Origin of the sequence: Mycoplasma enhydrae (assembly GCF_017116825.1) — a bacterium.
Taxonomy (GTDB): Bacteria; Bacillota_I; Bacilli_A; order Mycoplasmatales; family Metamycoplasmataceae; genus Metamycoplasma; species Metamycoplasma enhydrae.
The window spans coordinates 166,732-188,789 of the sequence record NZ_JAFIRD010000001.1 but is presented as its reverse complement, the minus strand read 5'-3'; the positions used below and the strand labels follow the sequence as shown (position 1 = coordinate 188,789).

Annotated in this window: 17 protein-coding genes, 2 tRNA genes and 1 riboswitch; of the genes, 17 read left to right on the top strand and 2 right to left on the bottom strand. The window is 26.7% G+C overall.

What is annotated here, in order from left to right; translation table 4 throughout:
* Positions 1 to 8 precede the first annotated feature (8 nt).
* The 8 genes from dnaN to JXZ91_RS00790 all read left to right on the top strand — a co-directional run bounded on the left by dnaN (position 9) and on the right by JXZ91_RS00790 (position 4,243).
* The gene (dnaN, locus tag JXZ91_RS00825; protein WP_205851117.1) at positions 9 to 1,106 is read left to right on the top strand and encodes a DNA polymerase III subunit beta; all 1,098 of its coding nucleotides are present in this window, start codon (positions 9 to 11) and stop codon (positions 1,104 to 1,106) included.
* Complete coding sequence (locus JXZ91_RS00820; protein WP_205851116.1) at positions 1,106 to 1,321, top strand: RNA-binding S4 domain-containing protein; 216 nt, start codon at positions 1,106 to 1,108, stop codon at positions 1,319 to 1,321. Before dnaN ends, JXZ91_RS00820 begins: the two co-directional genes overlap by 1 nt.
* A 76-nt stretch (positions 1,322 to 1,397) precedes the next feature.
* Positions 1,398 to 1,595 carry a 50S ribosomal protein L28 gene (gene rpmB / locus JXZ91_RS00815; protein WP_205851115.1) on the top strand — a complete coding sequence of 66 codons (198 nt, stop codon included), beginning with the start codon at positions 1,398 to 1,400 and terminating at the stop codon, positions 1,593 to 1,595.
* Positions 1,596 to 1,724: 129 nt separating this feature from the next.
* Complete coding sequence (gene mtnN, locus JXZ91_RS00810; RefSeq protein ID WP_205851114.1) at positions 1,725 to 2,420, top strand: 5'-methylthioadenosine/S-adenosylhomocysteine nucleosidase; 696 nt, start codon at positions 1,725 to 1,727, stop codon at positions 2,418 to 2,420.
* The gene (locus JXZ91_RS00805) at positions 2,420 to 3,181 is read left to right on the top strand and encodes a TatD family hydrolase (RefSeq protein WP_205851113.1); all 762 of its coding nucleotides are present in this window, start codon (positions 2,420 to 2,422) and stop codon (positions 3,179 to 3,181) included. Before mtnN ends, JXZ91_RS00805 begins: the two co-directional genes overlap by 1 nt.
* 1 nt (position 3,182) lies before the next feature.
* Entirely contained in the window at positions 3,183 to 3,965 is a 783-nt protein-coding gene (rsmA, locus tag JXZ91_RS00800; protein WP_205851112.1) for a 16S rRNA (adenine(1518)-N(6)/adenine(1519)-N(6))-dimethyltransferase RsmA, read from the top strand.
* Between the two features lie 109 nt (positions 3,966 to 4,074).
* Positions 4,075 to 4,161, top strand: a tRNA-Leu gene (locus tag JXZ91_RS00795).
* 6 nt (positions 4,162 to 4,167) lie between these two features.
* Positions 4,168 to 4,243, top strand: a tRNA-Lys gene (locus tag JXZ91_RS00790).
* A gap of 50 nt (positions 4,244 to 4,293) precedes the next feature.
* Here JXZ91_RS00790 and JXZ91_RS00785 read toward each other — a convergent pair.
* Both JXZ91_RS00785 and cypl read right to left on the bottom strand, forming a co-directional pair.
* Positions 4,294 to 5,946, bottom strand: coding sequence for an ABC transporter permease (locus JXZ91_RS00785; protein ID WP_241006048.1), 1,653 nt, complete (start codon positions 5,944 to 5,946; stop codon positions 4,294 to 4,296).
* An 8-nt stretch (positions 5,947 to 5,954) separates the two neighbouring features.
* Positions 5,955 to 7,064 carry an ABC transporter thiamine pyrophosphate-binding lipoprotein p37/Cypl gene (gene cypl, locus JXZ91_RS00780; protein WP_205851110.1) on the bottom strand — a complete coding sequence of 370 codons (1,110 nt, stop codon included), beginning with the start codon at positions 7,062 to 7,064 and terminating at the stop codon, positions 5,955 to 5,957.
* A gap of 37 nt (positions 7,065 to 7,101) precedes the next feature.
* Positions 7,102 to 7,191: riboswitch (TPP riboswitch) on the bottom strand.
* A gap of 96 nt (positions 7,192 to 7,287) precedes the next feature.
* Here cypl and JXZ91_RS00775 point away from each other — a divergent pair.
* From JXZ91_RS00775 to JXZ91_RS00735, 9 genes are all read left to right on the top strand, one after another.
* Positions 7,288 to 7,623, top strand: coding sequence for a S1 domain-containing protein (locus JXZ91_RS00775; protein WP_205851109.1), 336 nt, complete (start codon positions 7,288 to 7,290; stop codon positions 7,621 to 7,623).
* Entirely contained in the window at positions 7,613 to 8,935 is a 1,323-nt protein-coding gene (locus JXZ91_RS00770) for a glucose-6-phosphate isomerase (protein WP_205851108.1), read from the top strand. Before JXZ91_RS00775 ends, JXZ91_RS00770 begins: the two co-directional genes overlap by 11 nt.
* A complete protein-coding gene (locus JXZ91_RS00765; protein WP_205851107.1) occupies positions 8,928 to 9,896 on the top strand; it encodes a lactate/malate family dehydrogenase in 969 nt (322 codons plus the stop codon). The genes JXZ91_RS00770 and JXZ91_RS00765 overlap by 8 nt, the downstream gene beginning before the upstream one ends.
* A 35-nt stretch (positions 9,897 to 9,931) precedes the next feature.
* Entirely contained in the window at positions 9,932 to 10,675 is a 744-nt protein-coding gene (locus tag JXZ91_RS00760) for an ATP-binding cassette domain-containing protein (RefSeq protein WP_205851106.1), read from the top strand.
* Between the two features lie 224 nt (positions 10,676 to 10,899).
* On the top strand, positions 10,900 to 15,627 hold the full coding sequence (locus JXZ91_RS00755) for a hypothetical protein (RefSeq protein WP_205851105.1): 4,728 nt from the start codon (positions 10,900 to 10,902) through the stop codon (positions 15,625 to 15,627).
* Between the two features lie 163 nt (positions 15,628 to 15,790).
* Positions 15,791 to 18,535: a magnesium-translocating P-type ATPase gene (mgtA, locus tag JXZ91_RS00750; protein ID WP_205851104.1), complete on the top strand. Its 2,745-nt coding sequence runs from the start codon at positions 15,791 to 15,793 to the stop codon at positions 18,533 to 18,535.
* 158 nt (positions 18,536 to 18,693) lie between these two features.
* The gene (locus JXZ91_RS00745; RefSeq protein WP_205851103.1) at positions 18,694 to 19,449 is read left to right on the top strand and encodes a type II toxin-antitoxin system death-on-curing family toxin; all 756 of its coding nucleotides are present in this window, start codon (positions 18,694 to 18,696) and stop codon (positions 19,447 to 19,449) included.
* A gap of 33 nt (positions 19,450 to 19,482) precedes the next feature.
* Positions 19,483 to 19,647: a hypothetical protein gene (locus tag JXZ91_RS00740; protein WP_205851102.1), complete on the top strand. Its 165-nt coding sequence runs from the start codon at positions 19,483 to 19,485 to the stop codon at positions 19,645 to 19,647.
* A 151-nt stretch (positions 19,648 to 19,798) separates the two neighbouring features.
* A complete protein-coding gene (locus JXZ91_RS00735) occupies positions 19,799 to 21,973 on the top strand; it encodes a lipoprotein 17-related variable surface protein (protein WP_205851101.1) in 2,175 nt (724 codons plus the stop codon).
* Positions 21,974 to 22,058: the final 85 nt, after the last annotated feature.

Sequence of the window (22,058 nt, the reverse complement as noted above, 5' to 3'; positions counted from 1 at the left end):
GATATAACATGGAATTAAAGATTAATAAATTATTACTGGATTCTGCAATTGAAAAAGTGGCTAAGGCAATTGATTCTAATCCTTTTATACCAGAATTGAAAGGAATTAGAATTGAAGCTGAAGGAAACAAAATTGTTTTAATAGGTTCAAACGGAGCAATAAGCATTAGACATGAAATACCAGCAAGTCTTGATGCTGAAATCATTGTTCCCGGAGTAATTTTGGTGGATTTATTTTTATTTAGAAATATTATTAAAAAACTTGAAAATGATATTTTATTAAAAGTAAAAGAAAACAGTTTGGAAGTTTTATCTGAAAATGATCGATTTACTTTAAATCTATATAGTGCCTATGATTATCCACCAATTGATTTTTCTGTTTATGGTGATAAAGTTAAAATTAATTGAAACGTACTTAAGAATGTTATTAGAAACGTAGGAGTGGCAGCTTCAACACTAGAAACTAACATTATTTTATGCTGTATTAATATTTCAGCACAAAACAACAAACTTAAATTTGTTGCAACTGATAAATATAGATATGCTGAAGAAATTGTGGAAATTGAAGACGATGTTAACTTCAATATTTCAATATTAGCTAAGAACATCAAAGACCTTTTAAACTTTGAACATAGTGGCGATGTAGTTTTAAATGTTTCTGATCAAAAGATTTTATTCCAAATTGACGGTACAATTATTGAATCTAAAGTAGTTGATCAAGTCTATTTAGATGTATCTAAAATTATTCCTAAAAACTTTGAGCATACTTTAGAGATATCTAAAAGAGAACTAAATAATTTATTGAACAAAGCTTCAGTAATAATTAGTGAAAATTACAACAAAATTAGAGTACAAATTCAAGATCAGGTTTTAACTATTTCTTCAACTAGAGAAGAAATGGCTAACGCTGAAATTAAATCAAATAAATTTAGTTATTCAGATTCAGAGTTAAAATTAGCTTTAAATTCTAGATTCTTAAAAGAAGCAATCCAAAGTTTTGAAGATAAAATTAAACTTTCTTTTACTCCAGATAAGATGCGAATTGTAATAACTTCAGAATCGAATCCTAATTTATTTCATTTAATTACACCACAGAGAGGCTTCTAATGAAAGTAGAAATTAAAGGCAACGAGATTAAATTAGCTCAATTCCTAAAAAAAGCTGGTATTTGCCGTACTGGTGGAATGGCTAAATTCTTTTTAAGTGTTCATAAAATCAAAATTAATGACCGCGTTCCTGAAGGTCGCAATGCAAAAATTAGAGTTGGCGACACAGTCTGAATAGATGATGAACTATATATCATCAAAGCGGCTGAAGAATAAAAAACCTAAAAAACTTAAAAAAAATAAATTTAATATAAAATATTAACATATTGTTTACAAAGATTAAGGAGAAAAAATGCCAGGAAGAGATCAATTAACCGGTCAGAAAGCTTTAAGTGGAAATAAGAGATCACATGCTTTAAATGCCACAAGAAGAAAATTTGACCTTAACTTGCAAAAAGTAACTGTTAAAACAGACAATGGTTCTAAAAAAACTCTTAGAGTAACTGTTAAAAATGCAAGAACCTTAAAAAAATATGGTTTAGTAGCCTAATAATTTTATAATTGATAATATTGAGTGGAAATATATTCCGCTTTTTTATTTCTAATTTTTAGTTCAATTTAAATTTAGTTAATAAATATATAATATTATTTATATTTATCATTGAAGGGATTAGTGTATATGAAACTAATAATATTTGCTGAAGAACAAGAAAGTGTTGATATATTAAAATCAATAAAAGTTAAGAAAACAATAACATTAGATAATGATTATTCTAAATACCAAGAATTATTATTGTGTGAATATAAAAATAAAGAATTTTATGTAGTTCATTGTGGAGTGGGCAAGGTAAATAGTGCTTTATTTTTATCTTGAATTTTAGCAAATGAAAAATTTGAAATAGATTACATTATTAATATTGGCTCAGCTGGAGGTTTGAAAGATTCAAATATTTCTCAAGCTTATTTAATTAAAAATAGTTACTATTATGATGTAAATTTAACTTGCTTGCCTAATTATAGTTTGGGTCAATTACCAAACAACATTAAAGAATTTAAAACTGATTTTTCATTAAATAAAAGAATTAATGCTTTTTTAAATTTAGATGAAGTCAATAATGCCACAGCTGATAGATTTTCAACTCAAAGTGATATTGAAATTATTGATAATAACTTTGACGATATTTATAGTGTTGATATGGAAGCTGGCGCTTTAATTCATACAGCTAATTTTTATAAAAAACCAATTTCAGTTATTAAAGTAATTTCTGACAATCTTATTAATCCAAGTAATTCAGATGAATATAAAAATAATACTCAAATTGTAAGCAATAAAATTAATGACATAATAATGAAAATTTTAGAAAGGTTAGATTAATGAAATATATTGATATACATACACACCCCTTTAAAGAATATTATGAAAACCCTCATGATGTGGTTAAGTCATGACACCAGGACAACATGGAATTAATGTTTGTAAACGGTACCTCTAAAGAAGATTCAGCAGAACTGTTGGAATTATGCGCTAAAGAAAAATATTTATATCCAATAATTGGAATACATCCAACACTATCTGAAGGTTCTAATGATGGTAAATATCTTGAATCAATAATAACAAATGATGTAATAGGAATTGGCGAGATTGGCTTAGATTATCATTATGATGACTCACCTTCAAAAGAAATTCAAAAAGAAGGTTTTATATCACAAATAGAAGTTGCTCAAAAACATAATATTGTTGTAGTTATGCATATTCGTGATGCATTAGAAGATGCATATGACATTATTTCTAAGCCGGAATATAAAAATACTAAATTTGTTTTTCATTCTTTTAGTGGCAACAAAGAATTTGCAAAAAAATGTATAAAGCATGATAACTTTTATTTTTCTTTCTCTGGTGTAGTAACTTTTAAAAATGCCAAAGATTTGCAAGAAGCTTGTTTAGAAGTGCCGATTGATAGAATATTTTGCGAAACTGATACACCTTATTTAGCACCAACTCCAATGAGAGGCAAACCTAATATTAGTCCTTATGTAGAATATGTTTATAGATTTATTGCTAATCTTAAAGGTATAGAAGAAAGTGTCTTAGTTGAACAAGTAAGGCAAAATGTCAAGAAAGTTTTTGGAGTTTAAAATGAACATTAAACCTAAAAAACGTTTTGGTCAAAATTTTTTAGTCAATAAACAAATACAACAAAAAATTGTAGATGCTGCCGAAGTTAATAATGAAGAAGTTATTGAAATAGGACCAGGTTTGGGAGCTCTAACTAATTTGATGATTCCTAAAGTAAAAAGCCTTTGTGCTTATGAAGTGGATAATGAAATATATGAATATTGGCAAAACAAAGAAATTCCAGATAATATAACTTTTATAAATGAAGATTTTTTAAAAGCAAATTTAGCCTCTGAAACTAAAAAAGTAGTGATAGGAAACATTCCATATAACATAACTTCATTAATACTTTTTAAATTAATTAATGAACTACATTTCATTAAAAGAGCAACACTAATGATTCAAAAAGAAGTAGCAGAAAGATTAATTGCTAAACCATGCACTAAGGAATATGGCAAGTTAAGTGTATCTATTCAAACAATGGCTGATATTCATAAAATTGTGACTGTGAAAGCCCAAAATTTTATACCTGTTCCTAAAGTAGATTCAATGGTTATTAGAATTGATTTTAAAAAAAATATTCCAATCATAAAAGATTTAGAATCTTATTTAAAATTTATATCAATATGTTTTCAGTTTAAAAGAAAAACATTAATTAATAATCTTATTAATACTTTTGATAAAAAAGATATTCAAAATATTCTAAATAATATGTCTATTAATCTAAATTCAAGACCAGAAGAATTATCGGTCAAACAATATATAGAACTGTTCGAAAAAACTAAGTCAACTATAAAAAAATAATCTTATTTTAAGCGCATATTTGCTTAAAATGTTTAATGCTAAAAAAATGATATAAAAATTGCCATTTTGGCAAAAAAGTATTATAATTATATAGCATTAAATTATTAATGCCCAGGTGGCGGAATGGTAGACGCTACGGACTTAAAATCCGTTGACTGTAACGGTCGTGCTGGTTCAAGTCCAGTTCTGGGCACCATATTATGCGCCCTTAGCTCAGAAGGTAGAGCAAATGGCTTTTAACCATTGGGTCAGAGGTTCGAATCCCCTAGGGCGTACCATTTCAGGAAACTGACATTAAAAAATCAGGAGCTTTTAATTGCTTCTGATTTTATTTTCATTTTTGTTTTGTATATTTTAGTCTAATTAAATATGAAACTAAACTAACGGTAGCAATAATAATTAAACCAATTCATAAATAAGGAGCTACGTCAGAAATTTCTTGATGTTTTTTTTGAGCTGCATGTTGACCTAGCAGAGATGATGATAAATATCCATAAGTTATAAAATTTCGAACAAGTTTTTCAATTTCAAAACTGGCTAGAGTAATAAATTCTAATTTAATCATTGGACGCACATAGTTGCGATAAATTCAAAAACTACTATATTTCATTTTCTTTAGAGCGTCTATTTTTTCTTGATTTAAAGCATTTGTGTTAAGTGCTAAGTTTCTAGATAGTGAAGAAGCACTATGGATACCAAAAGCAATAACAAATGCAGCAGAAAAACCATTAAATAGATTTGAAAATATCAAAAATATGGTAACTATTGGTATCGCTCTAATAAACATATTTATATACTTAAATATTAAACTTGTTTTTAGACCAACTAATGACCTAGTCATAATTAAAACTTTAAAATAAGAAATTAAATAAACTAAACATCATGTAATAAAAATTAGTACTCCAAATTCAATTAGCATATAAAAAATTCCATTTTCTTGAAAACTAAGATTTATTGCACTTCATTTTCCATTAAACATCTCTTTAAAATAACTAGAAGCGCCCGAGGCATAAAATTTCTTACCTGCAATTGAACTAATACCGAAAATACAAATAATTACAAGACTTAAAACAATTATTAAACCTATAATTTTTTTAGTTATCTTTTTTTGGCTATATTTCTTTTGGTTTATAACATTAGTTGTTTTATTTTCAAAAAATAATTTATTCATATTTAAAGAAACAAGTTCAACTAAAAAAAGAAAAATAACAAGCACTAATAAAGGAATTAAAAGTTGAGTGTAATCTAAAGGGTTGTTTTGAGGGTTTGTTAGAATTCCAATTCCTAAAAAACCAAGATTAGCTAAAATTGTTGTTCATCTAATATTAGATTCAAAGGCATAGAAAAAATATCCTGTAATTTTCTTTCTAATTTGTGGTCATATTTCAATTCAAAATGCTCTAAATTTTGAATACTTTGTTTTGGTTAAATGATAAAAAATATTAAAATTAACATTTTCAATAGTTTGTGAAAAATATTCATGTAATCATAGCCAACTAAATCAAGATAAAATAAAATAAATACTTAATTCTTTATCAAAAGAAATTTTAAATAAATATATGAAAAATAACTCAGGAAATATTCTTAGAAATATTACTAAAAATTTAACTGGTATTGCTACATATTTAGAATTCATTTTATAGTTTGAAAAATAAGCACTAATAAAAGCTAAAACAAAACCTAAAGATGTACTTAAGAGAACTATTTTAATACTATTCCACAAGAACTTTAAAGACAATAAAAATAAATTTTCACCTCATAAATTGCTATATGAATTAGGGCTAAAAAAATCTTTGATGCCTGATCAAAATAAACCTCAACCATTTCTAGCAAAACTAAAATTGATTATGAAAATTGAACTTATAATAAAAGCAATTATTATACAAGCCAAAATAATTTTTCAAACTAACCTTAATGGTCCTTTTTTAATAATTTGTTTTTGGTCAGAAACAATTTGCTCTTTAAAAAAACTATTAGACAAATACATTATTATTTAAAAATTTTTTCATAAGGATCAATAACTTCTTTTTGAATGTCTTCAATTGCTTTATATTCATTAAAACCAACTAATGGTCCATAGTTATCTTTTTTATGTTTTCAAACATCAATAATAGCATTTTTTAGAATTGTAATTTCATTATCAAAGAAGCTTTTTTTGCTAACCGCTATTACATTGTATTTTAAAGGTTCAGTTACTGTTAAAAATTCAATTTTTGAATCCTTATCTTCAGGTGAATACTTATCATTGTTTTTTTTGTTATGTGTATATCCAAAAGATCCTAATTCATCAAAAACAATATGATATTTTTTTAATGAACCCTTACCTATATCCCTAGGTCTTCCAGTTGTATATTTTTCAGAATTATTTTTTTTGTCAATTGCGAAAGATTGAAAAGAATTGTCCTTCTTGTTAAAATGCTTTTTAAACAAAGCTTCTTGCAAAATATATTTAGATCCACTGGTTTCTTTTCCAGTTACAATACCAAAATTTCTAAAGCTATTTCAGTCTTTATTTTCTCAGGCTTCTTTAATCTTCTTCCTTTGTTTGCCTGTCCCTTGGATCATAATTAAGCCCCGATAGTATTCAACATTTTTTGTGTCATAAAAATACTCGTAGATGCTACCATTTCATTTGTAGCCATCATTTGTTCATTCTTTATAAGGTTTTTTGGCAAATAAATCCTGAGCATTTTTAGCGATTATTCTAAGTCTATCAGCATTAGTTCCATCACTATATAAGTCGTTTATGTTTAAATCAAATTTAAAAGCTCTTGTCATTGTTTGAATAATAGGAACTATATTTCTATCTCTTTGTTGAATAAAAAGAGGTGTTGTAACTATTGCTATATTAGTTGAACCCTTTTTTAAAAGTGAAATAGAATCATTATTTTCTTCAATAAAATTAATTTTGTATGAGACCCTTTTTTCATTTGTTGATTTTTGAAAACTATCAACAATAGCTTCAAAAAAGCCTCTAGGTCTTTTTCCATTTCAAGGTTGATTAACGCTAAACGATAATCTTTCTGTTTGACAAGAAATTGCCGTCAATGGAATGCTAAAAGGAATAGTTCCACTTAGAAATAAATTAAGTCTTTTCATATATTTTAAATCTCCTTTTATATTTAAAAGAGAGGGAGTAAAAAAATAAGAAACTCACTACGCTAGTATTAACTAGATCAGTTAATGAGGGTATTCTCTCAGCCTAATGGCACCCCTGTTCTTTTGTAATTATAATATTTATAATTATTACATTATATATTAAAATAGGCAACAAAAATTTATTAATTATATAATTAAATAGTACATATTTTTAAGAGGGTTTATGGAATATACAGTAGGTAAGATAATTAAAGCAAAAGTTCAAAGAGTATCTAAAAATGTAATTACTCTATTAACTAAAGATGCTATCAAATGCTTTTTGAGTATTAATGAAGTTAGCGATTATTATATTAATGACTTGAAAATGATGTTTAAAGTTGATGATATAAAGGAACTGTTAATTTTAGAAATAATGCCCAATAAGTCATTGGTTGTTTCATATAAACAAATACATCCTAAAGAATTACGAAACCCATTTAAATTTAAGTTAGATACCAAAAACACAAATTTTGATGCTTTATTAGAATTTACAAATAAAGGAATTGATTATGGCGATTAAAAATAGAATAGAAATAGATTGCTCAATGATAATGCAACCTAAAGTAATAGAAGAAAAATACTTGGAAATTGTATCTCAGCTAAATGCAAAAATTAACTCTAAAGAAGCTTTAGGTCAAAAGTATCTAGGTTTTTTTGAAATTGGTAAAAACATTCAAAGTGATGACATTCAAAATATAAAAAAGATTGTTAATTTTTTAGAATCAGAAAGCATTGAAGTATTTGTTATTGTTGCGCCTAAATATATATGTTTACAATCAGAAGCAATAATCAATTTTGTTTATGGTAAATTTAACCATAAAACCAAATTGAAACTTCTTTATGTTGATGAGAATATTAATGGTCAAGAAATGGCACAGTTGTGTCAATATTTAGAAACAAAGCGGTTCGCAATCAACGTTATTAGCAAGACAGGAGATAATATTGAATCATTACTAATTTTTCGAGAACTTGTGTTAATGCTAATTGAACAACTAGGTCCTAAAAATGCTAATCAATATATATTTGTTACAACAAATAATAATTATGGTCAATTATTTCAAACAGTACAAACCAAGAAATATAACCACCTCGTTTTATTAGACAATACTCCAGAAAAGTTTTTAAATTTTTCAGCCGCTGTTTTATTACCTTTGGCATGTGCAAAAATTGATTGAGAAGCCTATTTAGATGGAGCTAAGGAAGCTAATGAATTCTATTCAACAATGCCATTAAATAAAAATAATTCTGCTTACTTTTATGCTGTGGCAAGGTTGGCACTTAAAAAAGCACAATGGAAATATGAAAATATTGTAGTTAATTCAAACAGTCATTGTGATTTATCAAGACTATTTGCAATGTATTTAAATGCAACTTCTTATCGAAAAAATAGAGGTTTAATTGTCAGAAATAGTGTATACCCTTCTGATGCAAAAATTAATTCACACTTTTTTTCTGAAAAAGAAGGCAAGATTATTGAAACTCAAATACTTTTAAAAAACTCTTTAATAGATTACAGTATTGCTTTTCATAATAATTTTGAGGATGATGAATTTAGTTATTTGGTTAAACAAACATATAATCAAATTGGCAATACTTTAAATAAAGTAGTTTCAGATAACCATTTTACATATGAAGTCCCTAATATTAAAATATACATTCAAGATACAGAAGCAAAAACCTTAGGATGATTAGTTACATTTATTCACCGTGCTGCAATCATGTCGGCATATTTAATGGAAATAGATCCATTCGAAGATGATGGACTAAGAACTTACAATATTGAATTATCTAAGAAATTTACAGAACTAATGGGAGGAAAAAAGAATGACTAAAATTGGAATTATAGGAGTTGGAGCAGTAGGATCAGCATTTTTATATGCTTCATTAAACAAATGAATAGAAGCTGATTACATTCTAGTTGATGCTTTTGTTGATTATGCTAAAGCACAAGCCAAGGATTTAAGCGATGCAGCGTGTTCAATGACAAATAATGGTTCAACTTTTAAAGCGGGTACATATAAAGATTTAAGTGATGCAGAAATAATTGTTATTACAGCTTCAGTAAAACCAAAGGAAGGTGTACTAAAGGATAGATTAGAATTATTAACAGATAATGCAAAATTAATTAAACAAATTGCCTTAGATGTTAAAAACTCAGGCTTTAAAGGGGTTACAATTATTGCTTCTAATCCTGTAGATATTATGGCATCAGTTTATCAACAAGTAACAAAATTTGAAGCATCAAAAGTTATTTCTTCAGGAACCATTTTAGAAACAGCAAGAATGAAGAAATTTTTATCTGAAAAAATAAATGTTAAAGCTGGTTCAATTACAGGATTTGTAATTGGTGAACATGGTTCAAGATGTTTAATACCATTTTCAAAAATGCGTATAGGTTTAGGGTCATTAAAAGACTGATTAGCTAATGGAACTATCACAAGGGAATGATTAGACAATTTAAATCAGAAAGTAAAAGACGAAGCATTTGAAATAATTACGGGTAAAGGTATTACAAACTTTGGAATTGGTGAGAATTTAGCAGAAATTACACAAGCAATTTTAACAGATAGACAAGCTGTTTATTCTTTGGGGGTTAGATTACCTGAAGAGTATTCAAACCACGGTATATATTTTGGTTTACCTGTGATTTTAGGAAAAAATGGCTATAGACATTTGCCTAAAATAAGACTAGAATTAGATGAACAAATAATTTTTGATAGTTATTCAAAAGAAATGAAAGAAACAGTTATTCAAGTTTTAAAGAATCTAGAAATAAAACCCGATTTTAAATAAGCATATGCTTATTTTTTTATATTATAATTTTAGCTATGACTAAAATTGAATTTAAAGACTATTCAGCTACTTATAAAAAAGATAGTAAACTAATTTTAGATAATGTTTCACTTACAATTGAACCTGGTCAAATGATAGCTATAATCGGAAAATCAGGGGCAGGAAAAACCACCATTTTTAATGCTATATTAAAACAATTAGAAACTAAGAATGGCTCACTATTAATTAATGATACAAATATAGATGACTATACTAAAAAAGAATGAAAAAATCAACTTTTAAACACAGGTTATCTATCACAAGAACCAAATTTAATTGATTATTTAAATGTTTATGAAAACATCTTACATTTTTATCCAAAATATAAAAATGCTTTTTTAAGTTTTTTTAAATTATTATCAAAAAAACAGAAAGAAGAAATTTTTTTAGTTTTGGATAAATTAAATTTATTAAATAAAGCATATACAAAAATTTCTGAACTTTCTGGTGGTCAAAAACAAAGAGTAGAAATTGCAAAACTATTATTAAAAAATGTGAAATTGATTTTAGCAGATGAACCCACGTCTAATCTAGATATCAAAACGTCTAAAGATATAATGAGCCTTTTAAAAGAAATAAATAAAGACTTTAAAACAACAGTTTTAGTTAATATACATGATTTAAATATTATTCAAAAATTTTTCGACACTTATATTTTTATAAAAGAAGGCAAAATATTAAAAATTGGAAACCCGAAAAGTTTAAGTCAGAAGCAAATTGAAAAACTATACGAATCATAAATTATAAAACATGTCTTTTTATTAGTGCACACATCCTTTATAGTGCTATTTTACTAATTAAGGGATGTGTTTATTTTTTGTTCTATTTCATAAAAAATATCCAAAAATATCTCAAAAAAGCAAAATATTTACAGAAATTGTCCCAAAATGCCCAATATATATATATATATATATATGAAAAGCGCTATAATATAAACTTATAAATTACGAATATGGAGAAAATTATGGATAGTTCAAAAAAAATAAAAATAGCAATAGCGCTAGGTACAATTGTTACTTCAGCATTAGTAACAGCTGTAGTAACCAAAATTATTTTGTCAAATAAGGAAAAATCAAGGCAAAACCAAAAAAATGCTGACACTGGCAAAATAACTGATAAAGAAGTTGAAGACCTAGATAAACTAGATGCTAATAAAGATGAAGACTATAAAGCACTTAGAAAACTAATTGAAAAATTGATTAAGATTTTAGATGCTGGTTCAAAAAATGTGCTTGACCCTAGTTTAAGTGATAATGATTTACAAAACGAAATCAAAAAACTAGAAAAGCACATTGCAATTGGTGATAAAGTAGTTTTAATAGTTGACAAAAATATTGTCAACATTAATAACAACCAAGCTAAAGTTGATCAACTTAAATCTGATAAAAATGTTCTAATAAATGCTTTAGATAAAGCCAAAGAAGCTTTAAAGCAAGCTAAAACAAAACAAGAGCAAAAAGATAAACAAAAAGCTGACCTTAAAAAAGAAGCTGAAGCACTAATTAAAGAAATAGATAAAAAGATTGAAGAATCTAAGAGTGCCATTACAAAAGCAGAACTTGAAGGATTTATTGAAGCTTTGGAAAAATTAGTTGATAAGGCTAATGTTTTAGTTCAAAAACTTAAAACTTTAGATGATAAAGAAACTGAAGCTTTAGTAAATCAAGCAATCGAAAGAGCAAAAGAGGCAATCAAATCTCTTAAAGCAAAATTAGAAGTTGCAAAAGATGAAGCTAAAGAAAAAGCGGAATTAAATGATTTTGCTAATAGATTCAAAAAACAAGTTGAAGAACTTATTAATAGAACTAAGGATTTAAATACAATTAGTGAATTAGAAGAAGCCTTAAGAGATATCGATTTATTAGAAAAAATAGGTTTAAAAAATTCAAAAAGAGCGCAAGAATTATCCTTACCTATGGCTAAAGGAATTATTGATGCAGCTCTAGTTGATCTTAATAATCACAAAGAAGTTTTAAAACAGAAACTTGAAGATTTAAAGAAACAAAAAGAAGAAATTAAAAAACAAATTGAAAAATTAGATAAAAGCCAAAAAGATACACAAGATGCTTTGAAATCAAAAGATAAGGAACAAATTAAAAAAGCTAAAGACGCTTTAGATGCTGAAATTAAAAAATCAGAAGAACTTCTTGAAAAAAACAAAGATAAAAAAGATCTTAAAGACGATAACAATTCTTTATCTAAGAAAATAAAAGAAGCTAAGGAAACTCTAAAAACAGCTGAAGAAGATTTAAAAAATAAAGAACAAAAAGAAAAAGATTTAAAAGATAAGCTTAAACAAGCAGATGAAAAATTAAAGGAAGCTTTAGATAAAGCTAATGATGCTTTAAAAGGCAATGATGCCAAAGATGTAAAAGATGCAAAAGACAATCTTAAAAAAGCGACAGAAGAAGCTAAAAAAATTGAAAAAGAAGCTAAAGATCAAAACTCAGATGATTTAACAAAAGATTTAAAACCAAAAATCAAAGATGCAGAAACAAAAGATGCTGAATTAGATAAAAAATTAAAAAAACTTTTAGAAGGTATTCAAAAAGAAAGCATTAAATCGATTGATGATGAGATTGAAAAAATAAACAAAGCTTTAACAGCTGCAATGAATGCAAAAGGAAAATATGATACTTCTGTTTCCGCATTAACAACCCTAGACAAGGTAAATAAAGATGCTAAATTGTTATCAAGCAATCTAAAAAATGATTGAAGAAATGAAGCGGCTGCAGTTAAAAATAAGCTGGACATTTTAGATCAAAAAATTGCTTCTTCTGAACTTTGATATGCGCAGTTAAATAAAGATAACTCGGACTTAAGAGATCGAGTAGAATTGAAATATAACACTGCTAATAATGATTGAAATAAGAATAATTCAAAAATTGATCAAATTCTTAATTCATCTGACAATGGCAGCATTAATGAATTAAAAAATAAGTTAGAAGAAACAAAGAAATTAGCACAAGAATCATTTAATTTTTCAGAGCTTAGCGATTATAAGAGAATTAAAGATGATTCAGATGCATTAATTAAGCTAATTGATGCAGCTTTAGCTAAAATTAAAAATAAACTAGTTGGTAATAATGAAAGCACAATTATAAAAGCTCTTCAAGACCAAATAAATATTCTAAAACCTTTAAAAGAGACTCTTGAAAAGGCTACAAAATATAATGAACTAAATTCAAGTCGCTTAAGAAATGCTATTCCAGGAGCCAAAACTGTATACGAAACCCAAAAAGCAAACCCTGGTTATGCAGGCAATATAAATATCAAAGGAAAACTAAGCGAACTTAAAACCTTAATTGAACAGTCTGAAAATGTAGCTGATCAAGCAGATGCTAAAAGACAAGCCATTGAACAAAGCATTATAAATAAAATGACTGCTGCTACAAAACAAGAAGAGACAGCTGATAAAACTTTAGATGCAGCTGGTACTGATAAAACTAAACAAAACCAAGCCAAAGATGAATACAATGAAGCTTTAAAAACAATTCAAGAAGCTTTAGTTGAAATTAATAATACATCTTATAATAATGTAGCCAAAGTTCAAGAGGCTAATGATATAAGAAGAAGAATCACAGATAAAATAAAAGGCATTAATGATAAATTTGAAAAAGAAAAACAAGATGTAACTGATTTTAAGAATTTAGTTGATGCTGAACTTCTAAAATTAACTAATGCTCAAAATAATGTTCAAGCCAAAAAAACATTGGGAATGCAAGCTTGAGAAGAATCTATTGAAGCATTCAAAAAAGCAATTGATAATGCCAACACTTTTAAAACTAATAATGAAACTAATGCAATTCTAAAAAATTCTGAAGCTAATGAAAAATTTGAAGATTTTAAAACTAAATTATTAGGTTTTGACAATCAAAATACTATTTTTAAAAAAGAATATGATGATAAAAAGGCTGCACTTGATTTAGCACTTGAAAATTTTGAAAAAGAAGTTAATTTAAAACTTGCTCAAGCAACTGAAGCACTAAATCAAAAAAATTCTCAAAAAATGGAAGAGAGTTTAGAAACTTTAAAACAATATCGAAGTAATTCTGCAAAATCAACAGCTCTACAAACCGAATTAAATAATTTCAAATATACTTCGGGTATAAATAAAATTAATGAAATATTTGCTAAAATAAACGCAAAAATTCAAGAATTAAATACTGTTTTAAAACAAACAATTGATGCGTTAAAACAAAAAATTATAGATAAAATCGCTGAAATAAAGACTCAATTAGTTGGTAATCTAGGAAGACAATCTGATAATAAAAGTGCACTAGAAACAAAAAACCAAAATTTAGATAATCTTTTAAAACAATGAAATAAATTTGTTGAAGATACCAAAAAATCAAAAGAAACAAATCAAGAAATAAATGAAATTTTAGATAAAGAAAGTCTTCCAACAGAGATTAATGGAATAATTGATGATAATAATGCCTTAATCCAAAAAATTAAAGCAAAGCTTGGAAATGAGATCAGAGTTCTTGAAAACAATTTAGATATATACAAACAAAAACTAAATGAAATTAAAACTACTATTGATAAAAAAGATACTTTAAAGATTAAAGTTTTCGAACAAAGAGATAAGGTAAATGCCTTTAAAGGAAAATTGAATCTTTCAAGAGAAGAATATAAAACTTTTGATGACTTGAAACAAAAACATGCAGATATTGAACTTGGCACAAAAGAACTATTAGAACACATTGAAGATATTATTAAAATGGTAGATTCATTACAAAATGTCCAAGTAACCTGAAAAGGTCCTAAAAATTACGCTTCAAATTATGGTCCTGAAACAATTAAGAAAAATATCGAAATTAAAAATCAACATTCTAAATTTAAAATGAATTTTTCTGATTGGGATCCGGATGATAAATTAGGGGAACTAACTTTATATATTGGTATTGAAGGCTTTAAATTAGAAATTGAAAGAAAAATCAACGGTTTTAAAGGCATGAATTCAATAAATATCTTTTGATATAATTTAAAGAGCTTAGCTAAAGATATAAACATTGATGTTTATCAAATTATGGGTTCAATTAACTATAATATTCATAATAAATTTTTAGCACAAGTATTTGGAAATTTGACTTCAAATAATTTTTTACACCATATTTTAGCACATTTATATTTACAATATCCAGAAGACAATGAAAACAAATTGCCATATAGAAATTGAGAAGATTTACAATTATTAATTTTTGAAAACAAAAAATTTATTGCTGATGCTAATTATTTAAGATTAACAGCTAATAAAGCAACACTTAATGTTTTAAAATCAAGAAGACAAGGACTAAAATATCAAATTGCCAAAGAACAAAATAATTTTAATCTTAAGTTAATAGACTTTAATAATTTAAATGAATTCATGAAATATTACAACAGTTTACAAATCATTAAACAAGTAGTTCCTGATGCTGAAAAAGAATTTGATAGAATTATTGATAATGAAAGTCCTAAATTTGAATTTGATTATATGATTAGACAATTAAAAGATTGATTTAATAAAAACAAACCAAAATTCCACACTGAATGAAACAAAAAATCTAATGCTGACAAAAAAGCCGCTGAAGCAAAAATACTGGAAGATATTAAACAAAATATACATCGAGAATTTGCACCTAGTTCAGATAATTTATATCAACTAGGAATTAGTTTTATTCACAATGGCAAGACATATAATGTCTAAATTATAATTAATAAATTTTGATCCAGTTTAACTGGGTCAATTTTTAGTTTAGGTTTCTAATAAAATATATTTAGAGTAAAATATTTACATAAATATGTAGTTTTTGATTTTGTTTAAAATTACACTTATTTTAGATACTAAAATTATTAAAAAAGGAGGTAGCATGAAAAAAAATCAAAAACATCTAAAAACAGAAGCTAGAAGAAATACAGTTAACCAAAGATTAATTGAAGCTTCTGAAAAAAATGTGGATGAAATTTTAGCACACTACAATTCTTCTGAAAACGGTTTTATGGAAGAAGAACAAATTGAAATTAATCGTGATAAATACGGTCAAAACAAAATTTCTAAAAAAGGTGCTGATAGTACTGCTAAAAGACTGATGAGATCGTTTTTCAATTTGTTTAATATTATTTTATTAGTTTTAGTTGCTGTTAGTGCTGTAGTTGATATTATTATTCCTTTAACTAAAAACCCAAAAGAACAAGCTAATTATGCAACAGTAATTATAATTTTAGTTATTGTATTTACAAGCAGTATTATTCATTTTATTCAAGAGCAAAAATCCTCTTCAAGTGCAAATAAATTAATTGAAATAATTGAAACCACATGCTTAGTAGAACGAAAAGGAATCTTAAAAGAAATTCCTATGGATGAAATTGTTGTAGGTGATATTATTCACCTAGCAGCAGGAGACATTATTCCAGGTGATATTAGAATTATTAGTGCTAAGGACTTATTCGTTTCTCAATCTTCTTTAACTGGTGAAAGTGATGCAATTGAAAAATATGCTCAAATTGATAAACTTGGCAAATATGAAAGTATTACAGATCGTCACAATTTAGCTTTTATGGGCTCAAACATTATTTCAGGTTCAGCAAAAGCTGTTGTCATTGTGGTAGGAAATGATACTTTTATTGGTAAAGTAGCTTCTAAATTAAATGAAAAACAAGTACCTTCTAATTTTGAAAAAGGAATTAAAAAAATTTCAATAATGTTAACCATCATTATTGCAACAGTTATTCCTATTGTATTTTTAATTGTTGGGTTAATGCATTATAAAAATGAAGGATCTGCAGCATGAATTAATGCCTTGTTATTTGGTATTTCAATCGCTGTAGGATTAACTCCCGAAATGCTACCAATGATTGTTACTGGCTGTTTGTCTAAAGGCTCTATAGCAATGGGAAAAGCCAAAACAATAGTAAAAAATATTAATTCAATCCAAAACTTTGGAGCTATGGATATTTTGTGCACCGATAAAACTGGTACCATTACTCAAGATGAAATTATTTTAGAACGTCATCTTGATGTAAACGGCAAAGAAGATCCACACGTTTTAAAATACGCTTTTTTAAATTCCTATTATCAAACCGGTCTAAAAAATCTATTAGATAAATCAATTATTAATCGTACACTAGATCTGGCTGATGAACAAAAGTCACTAGATAATCTTGAATTACATTATCTAAAAATTGATGAAGTACCATTTGATTTTAATCGTAAAAGAATGTCAGTATTAGTTAAATCATTAAAAAATCAAAAAGTAACCCTAATCACTAAAGGGGCTGTTGAAGAAATTATTAATGTATGCAACAAAATATATTTAGATGGTAAAGTTGTACCACTAGATAAAAAAATAGTGCGTAAAGTGCTAAATAAAGTTGAAGAATTTAGTGAAGAAGGAATGAGAGTTGTTGCAATTGCTTCTAAAAAATCAAATATCGAGGCTGTTGGTAAACTATCAGTTGATGATGAAAAAGAAATGACATTAATAGGTTATTTAACCTTCTTAGACCCTCCTAAGGATTCAGCTGAAGATGCCATTAAACAATTACACAACCTTGGAGTTGAAGTTAAAATCTTAACTGGTGATAATCCTCTAGTAACTCAAGCTGTGTGTTCTAAAGTTGGTATTCCTTATGAAAAAATTTTATTGGGTAAAGACATTGAAAAAATGACAGATGTAGAACTAAAGTTTGAAGTAGAAAAAACCCAGATATTTGCTAAATTGAGTCCAGATCAAAAAGCGAGAATTATTAACATCTTAAGAAAAAATGGTCACGTAGTGGGCTACATGGGTGATGGTATAAATGATGCACCTGCTATGAAAGTTGCTGATGTTTCAATTTCAGTTGATACAGCTGTAGATATCGCCAAAGAATCAGCAAACATTATATTATTAGAAAAGGATTTAAATGTCTTAGCTACAGGAATTGTAGAAGGCAGAAAAACTCATGCTAACATTAATAAATATATAAAAATGACAGTTTCATCTAATTTTGGAAATATTTTTAGTGTTGTAATTGCTTCAATTATGCTGCCATTTATACCTATGGCACCAGTTCAAATTATATTTTTAAACTTAATCTATGACTTTTGTTGTGGAGCAATACCTTGAGATAATGTTGATAAAGAATTTATTAAAAGTCCACGGCAATGGAATCACAAATCCACGCTTAAATTTATGTTGTGATTTGGTCCAGTTTCATCTATTGTTGACATAATCACATTTGTTGTATTGTTTTATGTTTTTGTACCAAAACAAGTTGGAAATCAATGAAGTAGTTTAGTTAATTCAGCAGATAAAGAAAACTTCAAGCATTTATTTTGAGCGGGTTGATTGGTTACTTCGATGTGAACACAAACATTAGTAATTCATTTTCTGAGAACAAATAAGATACCTATTATTAAATCTAATGCTTCAACACCAGTCATTATATCTACACTATTAGGCATTGGAATTATAAGTGCCATGCCATACATTCCTAAAGTTAATGAGTCACTAAAATTAGCACCCTTGCCACCAGTATTTTATGCATGGTTAGCTATGTTTTTAGGTATATATATAACACTTATTCAAATAACTAAAGTAATTTATAGAAAAATATATCGTGAATTTTTATAAAAATTTTCATGGCAAAAAAACAATTTTTAAACCTTAATATTTTTCTCGAATTTTTCTTAGTTTTTTCTCATTACAACATGGTATAAAATCTATTATGAGATAATATAAATGTATTAAAAATAAGCATAAAAATACAGAAAAGAGGAGTATTTTAGAGAATGAAAAAGACAAATATTATTTTAAGTAAATTAGATTCTGAGAATTTAAATGATTTTATTTGTAGATATGTAGTTCAAGAGAAATTAGATGAAAAAAACAAAAAGACTTTCAAAAGTATTAGTGAAATTGATATTGAAAAAATCAGCAAAGATTTTAATCTATCTATTTTAGATTTATCTAATGAAGAAATAATGGATAAGTTTTTATATTCTTTAGAAAATCAACTTATCCCCAGAGCATTTGAAACTGCTAAGAAAATTGATAAATTATCAGAAGATACACATGATTTTCTTCTTGTTAATCCAAAAGAAAGTGTTATTGATATTTTAATAAGAAGATTAAATAAATTTTATTATAGTCAAGATTGGTCAATAATAGACTTAGCAACTGAACTGTTTATCTGTTTCTTGTCAGATCACCATTTTTTTAATGGTAATAAAAGATTTGCTATTAGTTTTTTAAAAACGCTTTTGTTTCACTTTGGCTTTTATTTCCAGTGAAATGAAACTAATCCTATTTGAGGACAAATTCAGTCAAATGATGCTGATATAGAAGAACAAATAGCATGTTTTGAAATTAGATTGTCAAACAGAACAATTGATCCAAATTCAAATGATGAGCATGCTGAAATCATTAAGAAAAATAGTCCGCGCTGTTTTGATATTCTTTCAAAAGATAGTAGAGATATTATTGAAAGAAAAGCTAAAGCAGACAGGATATTTAAAAATGAATTCAAATTCAAAATATGATTATAGTGGTAAAATATGTTTATGAAAAAGGAGGTCAAGATGAATAAAACCAAAAATAATGTAAGTTTTAATGTTTCTATGTATAATGAATCTTCATTTATATCAGATGAACAATGAGAAAAAATGTTAAAGTGAGAAAAAGAAAATCATCCTGAAAGTTTAAAAGCTTTTGAAGACCTCATGCGTAAATTATCAAAAATGTAATTGAGGTTTATTAAAATAATCACTAAATTGTTGCATGAAACTAAAAGTGCGGCAATTTTTTATTATAGCCACCATTTTGACACTTTGATTATAATAATCAAAACGTGTTACAATTAATAATGTAAAAGACATATATTTTGAAAGGATATAAATGACCAAAAACAAAAAAATTTTGATTATGCTTGGAATTTTACCAAGCTTAGCAATTGCACCAACAATTATTTCCGCAGGTTGCCAAAAAATTGAATCAAAAGAAAAAGTGGAACAAATAGCTAAGCCTGTATACCCAGACATTTCAAATACTGAAATTGATAAATTTGATGTAAGTAAAATTTCTCTTGAAAATCAATCGGGATGAACATTTAAAGTTAAAGACCACTCAGTTGATAAAGCAAATAAAAAAGTAATCTTAACTATAATTGCTTCTAAAGATAAAACTGAATATGAAATTAAAAAAGAAATAAAAGGTTTTAAAGAAACTACAACCCCTGAAGTAGAATTAACAGAGCAACAGGTAAAAGATCAAACCACAGTAGATTATCCAAACAAAAACACAGTGTTTGTTAAAGATATAGATAAAACAAAAATAACAGTTAAGACTCCTAGTGGCTGAAGTGCAACTGTTGAATCATTTGCTGAAAAAACTAAAACCAGTATCACAGTTACTTTAAAAGTTTCTAAAGGAACTAAAACATATACTATAACCAAAGAATTGACCGGTTTTAAAGAAAATACAACTTCTGAAGTAGAATTAACAGAGCAACAAGTAAAAGATCAAACCACAGTAGATTATCCAAACAAAAACACAGTGCTTGTTAAAGATATAGATAAAACAAAAATAACAGTTAAGACTCCTAGTGGCTGAAGTGCAACTGTTGAATCATTTGCTGAAAAAACCAAAACAAGCATTACCATTACTTTAAAAGTTTCTAAAGGAACTAAAACATATACTATAACTAAAGAATTAGAAGGTTTTAAAGAAGAAAGTGCTACTCCACCTGTAATCGAATCTAAAGATCTTGTATCAAGTTCTACTCTTATAGGTTATAAAAACAAAGAAAATACTCTTGTAGCTGATATTTCATTAGACAATTTCGAAGTGATATCTAAACGTGATGGCTGAGATACAAAAGTTAAATCATGAGTTAAAAAAACAGATTCAAGTATCACTGTTACTATTGAAGCTAAAAAAGCAACTACAACATATGAATTTGAGCATGATTTAGAAGGTTTTAAAACACCTCCTTCAGCAGAAGAACACCAACAAAGAATATTGGCTGATGTAATAGTAGAATTATGAGATGATGTAAAAAAAGAACAAGTTACTCAAGATAAATATAAAGATTATTATTCGGACTTCCCTTTTAAACTTGTAGTTAAAAGTAAAAGTAATAAAAATAAATATGAAGTTGAAGACAATGGTAAGGACCCTGAAAAAGGAACATTAGGATTGTTAATTTATGAACAAGATCTATCAGGTACACGTACTGGCTTTTCAGCTGAAATGAAATTAACTGGTTTCAAAAAACAACTACCTGAAGATAAAAATGATGCAGTAATTACAATTAAAGGTTTAAGTGCTTCTCAATATTCAACAAGATCAGCTAGATCAATCAAAGAAGAAGATGTTGAAATTAATAGTAAAAGTGGAAAATACAAATATCAAATACTTGGTTTAGAAGCTAATATGCCAGGAACACTTAAAGTAAATGTTAATCAATTTAACGCTTCGGATAATACTCGTATTGGTTATTTTTCAATAGAAATTACAGGATTTAAAAAACAATTTCCTAAAGATAAAAATGATGTAAAAGTTCAATGAAGAGATAAAGAAATAAGCGAAAATTCTAAAGAAGAAAATGAAAAAATTTATCTTGAAGAAATTCAACTAAGTGGTGAACCATTAAGATCTATTTCAAAAAGTGGTGACTATGATTATGAATTTAAGGAAACAGCTTATGATCATGATAGTGGAATAATTACTATCAAATTAAATCAAAAAGCATATGGTAAAGAATTAGGTGAAATAACAGTTCAAATTCAAAACCTTAAAAGAGGTCAACCATCTAAATGAACAGCAGATGAAGTTAAAAATAAAATTACAGTAGATTATGAAAATGATAAGACTTCGAATTCTGCAACAGCTGCAATTCAAAAACCAGAAAATTTCAAGGTTAAAATTAGTGATGTAGTTATTGAGGAAGTAAATAAAGAATTAGTAGCAGATGAAACTACAAAATCAGTCAAAGTAAAACTAACTTTAAAATTAAAATATAGACCTACTGTTAAATGAGAAGTTGAAATAACAATTGATGGCTTTGTTTAAATAGAACAATAAGTGCTGCGCAGAGCGGCACTTTTTGTTAAATATAATTTCAAATGAAGTAAAATTAATATTTGAATAAACAATT